Source organism: Marinobacter sp. UBA2498 (genome assembly GCF_002341575.1).
Lineage (GTDB): Bacteria > Pseudomonadota > Gammaproteobacteria > Pseudomonadales > Oleiphilaceae > Marinobacter > Marinobacter manganoxydans.
This window is the reverse complement of the sequence record NZ_DDOI01000117.1, coordinates 48,730-58,333: the sequence shown is the minus strand read 5'-3', so window position 1 is coordinate 58,333 and position 9,604 is coordinate 48,730. Positions and strand designations below refer to the sequence as shown.

The 9,604-nt window shown below is 59.6% G+C and carries 8 protein-coding genes; 3 read left to right on the top strand and 5 right to left on the bottom strand.

Annotation, left to right across the window (positions count from 1 at the left end; translation table 11 throughout):
• A complete protein-coding gene (locus tag B2W52_RS16415) occupies window positions 1-789 on the bottom strand; it encodes a MotA/TolQ/ExbB proton channel family protein (protein WP_273069147.1) in 789 nt (262 codons plus the stop codon).
• A gap of 188 nt (window positions 790-977) precedes the next feature.
• Here B2W52_RS16415 and B2W52_RS16410 point away from each other — a divergent pair, with 188 nt between their 5' ends.
• Window positions 978-3,326 (top strand): sensor domain-containing diguanylate cyclase, encoded by a 2,349-nt coding sequence (locus tag B2W52_RS16410; RefSeq protein WP_273069145.1) that lies wholly within the window; start codon window positions 978-980, stop codon window positions 3,324-3,326.
• On the opposite strand, the gene B2W52_RS16405 is transcribed toward B2W52_RS16410, so the two are convergent.
• Together B2W52_RS16405 and B2W52_RS16400 are read right to left on the bottom strand one after the other, a co-directional pair.
• A complete protein-coding gene (locus tag B2W52_RS16405; RefSeq protein WP_230706113.1) occupies window positions 3,309-4,079 on the bottom strand; it encodes a sulfite exporter TauE/SafE family protein in 771 nt (256 codons plus the stop codon). The genes B2W52_RS16410 and B2W52_RS16405 overlap by 18 nt on opposite strands.
• Entirely contained in the window at window positions 4,058-5,197 is a 1,140-nt protein-coding gene (locus B2W52_RS16400; RefSeq protein ID WP_273069142.1) for a lysozyme family protein, read from the bottom strand. Before B2W52_RS16400 ends, B2W52_RS16405 begins: the two co-directional genes overlap by 22 nt.
• 52 nt (window positions 5,198-5,249) lie before the next feature.
• Here B2W52_RS16400 and B2W52_RS16395 point away from each other — a divergent pair, with 52 nt between their 5' ends.
• Together B2W52_RS16395 and B2W52_RS16390 are read left to right on the top strand one after the other, a co-directional pair.
• Window positions 5,250-6,737 carry an amidase gene (locus tag B2W52_RS16395; protein WP_286803751.1) on the top strand — a complete coding sequence of 496 codons (1,488 nt, stop codon included), beginning with the start codon at window positions 5,250-5,252 and terminating at the stop codon, window positions 6,735-6,737.
• 130 nt (window positions 6,738-6,867) lie between these two features.
• A complete protein-coding gene (locus B2W52_RS16390) occupies window positions 6,868-7,485 on the top strand; it encodes a hypothetical protein (protein WP_053113587.1) in 618 nt (205 codons plus the stop codon).
• Window positions 7,486-7,502: 17 nt separating this feature from the next.
• Here the strand turns inward: B2W52_RS16390 and B2W52_RS16385 are convergent, their stop codons facing one another.
• Window positions 7,503-8,504 carry a HupE/UreJ family protein gene (locus tag B2W52_RS16385; protein ID WP_227507864.1) on the bottom strand — a complete coding sequence of 334 codons (1,002 nt, stop codon included), beginning with the start codon at window positions 8,502-8,504 and terminating at the stop codon, window positions 7,503-7,505.
• A 125-nt stretch (window positions 8,505-8,629) separates the two neighbouring features.
• A partial coding sequence (locus tag B2W52_RS16380) for a tetratricopeptide repeat protein (protein ID WP_286803750.1) occupies window positions 8,630-9,604 on the bottom strand: 975 nt, incomplete at its 5' end.

The following is a 9,604-nucleotide window of genomic DNA, read 5'->3' as shown; positions in this document are numbered from 1 at the left end:
TCAACCAGTTGCATGGGCGAATCGCTGACCCCGGGCGGTTGAGTAACGGTCGGGCTCGTCGACGGCGGTTTCGGCGGCACGCTGGCTTTCCGGCGACCGGTAATCTGCTTCAACGGCGTCCAGAGTCTGCTCCGGCACGATATGCAGAATCGAAACCAGTGTGCTGTTGATGGTCTTGTGGATGCGTCGCAGCCGGAACTCGATCCATGCAGCCAGTGCAGCAAACGGTATGGCCACTACCAGGCCCGCGGCTGTAGTGGTCAGGGCTTCGTAAATACCGCCACTGAGTTGGGTGGCATTGGCACGGCCTTCGGTAGCAGCCATGGCGCTGAAGGCCTCCATCATGCCCAGTACGGTTCCCAGCAGGCCGAGAAGAGGGGCCAGGGCTGCGATGACTTCGATGATCTTCAACGGTGCCTCGAACGGCTCCAGGGCATGTTGGGCATCCCGTGCGGCGGTTTCCCGGATCTGCCGGTCGTCCTGATCGTTCTGAATGGCCTCTATCGTATCGGTGACAAGATGCTGCAGCGGATTCATCCGCCCCCAGCGGCCTGCCTGATGTCGCACTTCTGACGGCCGTACCGACGCCGGATTATTCTGCCAGTTCATTACGGTTTTTTTAAGCTGACCGGACAAACGGGGCGCATAAAGGGTTCCGATAAGCATCAGATACACGAAGGTAACGAAGCCAATGATCGCGAGCACCACCAGCACCAGCATCACAGGGCCTCCCATATCAATAACTTGCGCGAGCGGGCCGGTATTCAGAGGCGAGAGGATGTCCGTCATGAGAGGAGTTCTCAATGTGCAAAAGTGGAACTAAATAATAACAATTATCATTGAATTTGCAAGCCTGTAATCTGACTATGGCACCCCCTCTGTTAGACTTAAGTCATGCATAAGAACCACAAATAAGAGTTTGAAAACGGAGGTCAGATCATTACCGGTTGTCGAATCCGCTGCGGAGTCTGGAAGTCATGCTGATCAAGCGATGGTTGGGCAGCCTGGCGAATCGGGCCGTTGCTCTGGTGGTTGTCGCGATCATACTGACGGCCTTGCTGGTAACCGTCGCCGGTTTCTTGCTGAGCCGTTCTGAACTGGAACAGCAGGCCCGGAACCAGGTGGAAACCATTGCCACCCTGATTGCCGGGGAGCTGGATGACAAGCTGGCCCTGCGTCTTGAAGCACTCAACCACGTGGCCCAGAACCTGACCATGTCCAGCGATGTTCTGGACGCAAGGGCCAGGGTTCTGATTCGTCGGCAAACGGCCCTGGAGCATCTGTTTGATGCGGTCTACCTGATGGATGAAAAAGGCCTGGTTATTGCTGAGCACCCGGAGGATTACCGTCAGGCGGGGCTGAATGTCAGTGATCGGGAATATTTTAGGCGGATTTCCTCCACGCTCACGCCGGTGATCAGCGAACCCTATATTTCCAACTATCAGGAAAAGCCGGCCATCATGGTGGCTGCGCCGATCTTCGACCACCGCCAACGTTTCATTGGTGTGCTTGGCGGTGCCATTGCCCTGGATGGAAACAATTTTCTTGATCAGTTTATCAACATCCGCATAGGAACTACCGGTTATCTCGGAGTGGCAACCCGCAGTGGTTTTGTGGTGGTCAGTCAAAGGGACGACGAGGCCATGGCGCCGGTGCGGGTAGCGAATCCTGTGCTCCGGGATGCCATGGAGGGGTTTGAAGGCACGCTGGAGACTAACAGCGGCGAGGGTGAACGGACCATCATGTCGGTGCAGCAGCTTACCCAGGTTCCCTGGTTCGTATCAGCTTCCTGGCCGGCTCGAGAAGCGCTGGCGCCGATTACCCGCACTGTGGATGCCTTCTTATGGATTCTGCTGGTGGTGATCCTGTTGATCGCACCTATTGCACTGTGGCGCTTCCGGCGACTGATGGCGCCGCTCAAAACACTGGGCAGCCAGATCCGCGAGCGCCACCTTGGTATGCGCTCCGATCCGGTGGACGTCGCCGGGGGTAAGGAAATCCGCCAGGTTGCCGAGATCTTTAACACGGTGACCGATGAGCGTGATGAAGTTCTGGTGTCTCTGGCAGAAAGAGAGGCATTTTTCCGTTCCCTTACCCAGAGTGCGCCCATCGGTATTGTCCAGACCGACGTCCTGGGCCGTATCGAGTTTGCCAACCCGGCTTTCGAGGCGATCGTCGGCAAACCGGCGGAAGATCTCACATACAGTTACCTGGCCGATCGTGTGGACAATGCCGACCGGCAGGAGGCGATTGCCGGTTGGAAAAATGCGATCAGGAACCAGAGCGTTTTCCGTGGCCGGTTAAGGTTGGAATCCCCTGCTCCGGATCAGGTGATCTGGGGGGATGTGATGACGGCAGCAATTCAGACGCCGGAAAAGGCCCTCGGTACCATCACCGTAGTCCGCGACATTTCCCATGAACTGGAGGTGGAAGAGGCGCTCAGGACAGAGCAGCAGCGCGCCGAGACGATTCTTCGCGTCCTCCAGGAAGGCGTTCTCATGGTAGACGTCGAGGGTGTAATCCGGTTTGCCAACGCTGCCGCCTGTCGGCTTCTGGGAACAGAGGGTGAGTGCTTACTCAGGAACTTTTTCCAGCTGGTCACCATTGAAACTGAAGAGCGGGAATTGACAGCGCAGGAGTTCCTGTCCGGAGAAGATCTGGACAGTCTTTACGTGACTCTGCGGAACTCGCTGGGTGTGCCATTCCCGATTGATCTCACTATGTTGCACATTCGTCAGGGTCGCGAGGATGAGCGCCTGGTGTTCGTGTTACGGGATGACAGCGACCGCCGCCGGCAGGAGGAACGGCTGTCCTGGGAGGCAACCCACGACAGTCTGACTCAGTTACTCAACCGGCGGGCGTTCAACGCCTCGCTGGTCCGATGTCTGGGAGAAGCCGATCGCCAGGACGTCCGTTCGGTACTGATGCTCATTGATCTCGACTACTTCAAACCGGTAAACGATGAAGGTGGGCACCTGCTGGGCGACGATCTGCTCAAACGGCTGGCGGACCTGTTCAAGGACTCGGTTCGCCAGTCCGATACCGTGGCCAGGCTTGGCGGGGATGAGTTTGGCATTATTTTGCCCGCCTGTGGCATGGCAAGGGCGCAGGCTCTGGCGGAACGGATCCGCGCGGATGTTGAGGCTCTTCGCATTGAGCATGACGGCCGGTCATTCGGTGTAACCACGAGTATCGGCCTGACGGAACTGACACCGGAAGACAGCGGCCCCCGGGAGGTTATGGCCCGGGCGGATGAGGGTAGCTACGTCGCCAAATCCCGGGGACGTAACAGGGTTGTTGTGGTTCCGTCACCACCAGCCGGCTGAGAGACTGGCCTGCCATAGCAGGCGGATCGCAAGCGCGGTCAGCACGATATTGAAGATCAGTGTGAACTTCCGGTTGCTAAGGGAACTGAGTACATGGAGCCCGAGCCAGGTGCCGGCGAAGCCGCAGGCGATCATTGCAAGGATAAACGGGAGCCACTCAAAGAACATGAAACCCGCCGCCCCGAACACCAGCGCCTTGGGCGCATGTTGCAGCGTCATGGCGGTGGCGAAGGTGGCCACGGTTTTGAACCTGTCGGTGTGAATCTGCTTGATGAACGCCGCAACCAGCGGCCCGGTGGCGCCCACGAACAGGCTGACAAAACTGGTCAGGGCCGAGGCCAGAAACACCCCGGGGGCACCGAAGGCACCCTTTGGTAGTGCCGGCCCCCAGCAAAGATAGAGAACGAACAGGGCGATGGTCAGCTGCCAGATGTGGGCCGGAAGATTCACCAGTAGCCAGGCGCCCAGCGCCGCCCCTGCGATCACACCGGGCAGGAACGCGGCAATCACCCGCCAGTCTACGTGCCGCCAGGTCAGTGCCGCCCGGCCAACATTGGAGCCCAACTGGATCATGCCATGAACCGGGATGATGGCCGCAGGCGGCATCCAGCTGGCCATCAGTACCAGCAGCAGAACGCCGCCACCGGCGCCTAGGCTGGCGGTGATCATCGAAGTTATGGTGGAGCTGGCAAGCAGGAAAACGGCGACCGGGAGGCTCAGGCTTTCGGGTATCAGTTGGTTGAGTACTTCCATTCACAGAATTCCGTTGATTTGAGTTTGGCCGTGCGACACAGGGCCTCGGTTGCCAGCTGAACGTCGGCCACATAGTAGAGCGATGCAAGACCGAGGCGGTCCCGCCCCAGGTTGTGAAAAATCAGGCCGAAGGCAATATCGCCGGCGGTAAAGCGTTCATGGTTGGCGGCAAAATACTCGGCTGGCTGTGCCAGCACCGGGTCGTCCAGCAGCGCCTGGACCCGTCCGGCGCCGCCATGATAGGCCTGAACCAGTAAAAGGGTGAACAATCGGTCCCTTTTGGCCTCCGGCAAATGGCCGAACCGTTGCTGGAACACCGGTGCCAGATTGCGGGCATTCTGGTTCATCAGCCGCAGGGCGCAGTCGATCTGTGCCAGCCGATGCCAGAAATTGTTGGGGGCAATCTGGCAGTCGGACAGAGCCGCAGGTGACAGCTGCAGGATGCCCCTGGCGTTTGCCCGGGAATGGGCTCTTGCCTGTGCGCCACTCTCAATCAGGATCTGGCCCGCCAGGTAGCGGGGCAAGGCTTGTGGCAGAGTCAGGCGGTTCTGACTGCTGCGGTGCTCGTACACGTAGATCAGTGCATCATGAAGGCTTTCCGGAGCACTGCTGTCGGCAAAATTGAGGTCGTCCCAGGCGCCCCAGATCCGGTCCGCCGGCAGGGTGCCAAGATACCGCGCAACGGCCTCGTCGACGTTCACATGGGGTTGGTCGCAGGAAAGGGCGAACGGATAGCCGGTCTGGCCGGTCTCGCCGGCAACCCAGTCTTCCACCTTGTCATTCTCATACAGTGATTTTCGGGTGGTGTTCAGCAGGCGCTGGGTGGCCTCGCGGTCTTCGCCATCACTGATCCAGGCCAGAAAGCGCCCCCGCATATCGTAGAGGACGTGGCGCTCGGCACTGGCGCAATAGCCGGATTCTTTTAATACCCAGCGCCGGATGGTGAGGATGTTTTCAAATACCCCCTGGCTGACCCAGTAGGGCGAGGACCGGACCACGCGAGTCCAGTCGCTGTCTTCACTGGCCGCTGGCGGCGGGTCCTGGGCGGCAACGGCAACCGGCGCTGCCAGGATGAAAATCACGGCAAGCTGGCGTAAGCTCTTGAGAATTCTGACCATAGACGATATACCCGTGACCTTCCTCAAAACAGAATAACAAAGGGAACCTGCCATGAAGCAATCTGAATATCTTCGTTACGATGCTACCGCACTCGCTGATCTTGTCCGTCGGGGTGAGGTCACTTCAAGGGAAGTATGCGAGGCAGCGGTTGAGCGGGCAACCCGCGTGAACAGCACACTTAATGCGATCTGCTATCCGCTGTTCTCCGAGGCGCCAGCACAGCACTTCCCCGAGCAGGCGGTTTTTGCCGGCGTGCCCCTGCTGCTCAAGGACCTCGCCCAGGAGCAGGCGGGTCACCCGTGTACCTACGGCAGCCGGGGGCTGATAAAGAATATTGCGCCCCAGGATTCGGAATTTGTCCGCCGGGCACGGGACGGTGGGCTGGTTTTCCTGGGGCGAACCGCCACGCCGGAGTTTGGTCTGAAAGCGGTGACCGAGTCTGAGCTCTGGGGGCCAACCCGCAACCCCTGGAACACGGAGCTGACCCCGGGTGGCTCAAGTGGCGGCTCCGGCGCGGCGGTGGCGGCCGGCATTGTACCCATGGCCGGCGCCAACGATGGCGGCGGCTCCATCCGCATTCCAGCTGCCTACAATGGCCTGTTTGGCCTCAAGCCGTCCCGGGGACGCATTTCCTCGGGTCCCTTTATGGGTGAAGCCTGGACCGGTGCGTCTACCGACCATGTGGTCAGCCGGACGGTGAGAGACAGTGCGGCGATGCTGGATGTGCTCAGTGGGCCGGCTCCGGGCGACCCGTTCGAGATTCCCGGGCCGTCTGCGGCCTACTCCGAGCTCATGCAGCGGTCTCCGGGCAAGCTAAGAATCGGCGTGTTCACGTCTTCACCCTACAATACGGAGGTAGCACCGGAGTGCGTTGCAGCCGTGGAGGAAACGGCCCGGGTTCTCGAGAATCTGGGTCACAGGGTTGAGTATGCTGCGCCGGAATTCGACGGCATGGCCCTGGCCCGCTGCTACCTCGGCCTGTATTTCGGTGAAGTGTCGGCGCTGATGGCGAAGGCGAAAGAGCAGTTCGGCGCCACCGACAGCGATTTCGAGCTGGATACCCGGCTGATTGGCATGCTTGGTGAGACGATGCCGCTGTCCGACTATGTCCGGCGGCGCCAGCAGTGGAACGAGTTTGCCAGGGCGCTGGGTGCGTTTTTCGGGAGTTACGATCTCTACCTCAGCCCGACCACCGGGCAGTTGCCGGCCGCCATCGGCGAACTGGAAACGCCGGCCCACCTCAAATTCGCTGCCCGTCTGATGCTGAAATTGAAGGCCGGTAAACTGGTTCATCGCTCTGGACAGGTGGATCAGATGGCCCTGGAAAGCCTGGCCCGGACGCCGTTTACCCAGTTGGCAAACCTGACCGGGACACCGGCCATGTCTGTGCCGATGCACTGGACTGCCGAAGGGTTACCGGTCGGGGTCCAGTTTGGCGGTCCCCACGGCGCCGAAGCGACCCTGCTTCAGCTGGCGGGCCAACTGGAAGAGGCCAATCCCTGGTTCAGCAACTACGAAAGGCTTGAGGACGCGTTCTGAGGTATCCGGGGTTGTGATCCGGCTGGGGAAACTCCACGTTTATCTTTGTAGCCGGAACAGGCTATGCTGTTAGTCAGGAAGACCCCTTCTTCCTGAACGACCCTGATGGCATCGAGGAGGCGAGCGTATTATGAACCAACCGATGGCAATCGACGAACTGGTATCAGTAGCACAGGCCGAGGCCATGGGGGAGTTAGACGCCCCCATGATGGCCATCGTCCTGTCCAGCGAACAAAGCTATGACTTGCCCATCAATTCCCTTGAAACCGATGCCGACAAGGCCCGCTGGGGGTTGATCCTCCGCGCCGCCCGCGAGCATGTTGAAGCGGATGCCGTGGCCGTGCTGTACCCGGCCTGGACCACCATCCGTCACAAGAAACCCGAAGTGGAAGCCGAAGCGGCCCCGGAAGCCATTGAGGAAGAAGCCGAGGGTGCCGACGATTCAGACGGCCCCATCGACACCCTGTTCGTGCAACTGCACACCAGGGATCACGTCTACTGGCGGGGTTTTGAACAGATTCGGGATCCCAAACACCAGCGCATCATCGGCTTCCGCCGGATCAAGGCGCTGTCCACCGATTACAAACGGGACGAAGCACCCTCCGTAGCCTCCTGGCTGAGCACCCTGTTCGAGCCGTTGCCGGAAGAAGGTGAAGAGACTAACGTAGACCGCGAGCTGGCCGACCTGCTGGAAGAGCCGGAAGTCAGTGCAGCGCTCTATCCGCGTCAGATGCGGGCCCTGCATTAAGGTCATCCGGTGCGCGCTCAGGACAGGGGCGCGCGCTGGACAACCCAGAACAGGCTGATAGCACCTATGCCGGCCAGCATCACTGGCACGGCGCCCTTTTGATACATCCGATTTTTACCCAGGTAATACAGCACCGGGAATCCCACGACCAGCAGCGCCAGTTGACCGAGTTCCACACCGAGGTTGAAACCTGCCAGCGCCACCGCCAGCCCGGATACGCCACTGGTGAGATCGCCCAGAACACTGGCGAAGCCAAAACCGTGCACCAGACCGAATCCGAACGCGAGCTTCCAGGTTTTGTGCCCGAGAATCGGCCAGGCCACGTTCAATGCTGCCAAGCCAATGGAAAGCGCGATAACCGTTTCCACCCATGCGATGGGGAGTGAAACGATATCGAGGGCGGCCAGCGCCAGCGTGATGGAGTGCGCCAAGGTAAAGGCCGTGATAATGCCGGCCAGTTCAAGCAGACGGCCCCGCAAGGCTCGTGACTGGCCGCTGGATGCCTGGTTTTTGGCAGTGGACAGCGTTGCCGGAATGACCAGAACCAGCAGAAACAGGATGTGGTCCAGGCCGATAAGTAGGTGGATAACGCCCTCGTAAACGAAGGTGGTAAACACACCGAAATAGCCCGGGGTGTCCGTGCCTGTCAGATCCAGCGTTCGGGAATCGGGCCCCAGTACGGTCAGACGTTTCTGCCCATCATGGTCAAGGCTCACCAGGCCCCGATGCAGTGCATCCTGTTCAAACAGTAGGTTGTACTCAAGCGCTCTCGGCGGCTCACCATCGGGGCACTGGATAGCGTAACGGGCAGCGGAATAGAATCCGTCACTGTGCTCGCTGATACCCCAAGTCTTACCGGCCAGACCGCAGTTGCCACTGCTGTTCGAAAAGGTGAGCGCGGATTCGATGGTCCGCGTAATTTCTGGTCTTGCCTGTCGCAGTTCCTGACCGGATATTTCGTTATCTCCGTTGCTATCAATGCTCACGAGCAGCGCGAGGTCCCGTAGTGCAACATCCATTCGAAGTTCCGTCGGACCGCTGTTCAGGTAAAGAAAGCTGTCGCTTGCTTTGTGTGCTGCTGCCATCCCACTGGCTGACATCAGCGCTATTGTGGTCAAGGCGAGCCAGATTCTTATTGTTATCCTCATTGTTTGAACTCCGGATAGCGGGCATCGATCTGACCCTGCTGACTGAGCCATTCGCTCACTCTTTGATGCTGGGCCCTGTCACCTGAAGCCAGAGCAGCTCTGAGCGAAAGCCGGGTGTCCAGGGGCTCCCTCTGACTCTCCCAGTTTTCGATCGCCAGTCTCAGGGCATCGTGCGGCTGGTTCTCTACATCCAGCAGGAAACGGGCAACATCTCTGGCGTGCAGTAAAGTGCCTCGCCACCGGGCCTCTTCAAATCGTTGCCGTAAACGACCGATCAGTTCGTCACTGCCCGGGTGGCCGGAGCGTTTCATGGCGATGGCCCGAATCACGGCCAGTGTGTCAACGGCCTCGAATCCCAGGGTGAGTGTCAAAACGCGCTCGAACTGGTCCTGCTCAAGGTGCCAGTCGGCAAGTTGGGCTCGGATATACAGGTCGCTCGGAGATGCCTGCAGAACCCTTCGCCAATGCAGTTCGGCTTCGGGCAGGCCTGCCTGGGCCGCGATATCGCCAAGTGTGCCTTCGGTCCAGAGTCGACTGGTGGAATCAGCAGGCTGGCGGCCTGTCGCCTCGGCGAGTTGTTGCGCAAGATTCCGGTAGGCTTTTTGAGGGTCGGCTGTCCTCGCCTGCACGGAAGCCAGGCAGCTCTTCGCTATCAGGCCGGGATAGTCCGACTGAAGTGCCTGACAATTCCGCCCGGCCTCGGTGTAACGACCTTGAACCAGCTCGAGATTGGCAAGGGTCAGGCGAGCCTGGATACGCTGTTGATTGTCCGAAGAGCTTGAAAGTACCTGTTCAAGATCGGCGCGGGCGGAATCAAATTGATGCAGGCTCTGGCGCAGGGTTGCCCGGAGCACTCGCAGCCGGTCGGTCAGCTGCTCGTCCGGCCAGCGGTTAATCAATGTCTGGGCGTACCCCATGTATCTCGGATCACCACTGGCCCTGGCCTGTGTGATCAGCATTTGCAGACGGTC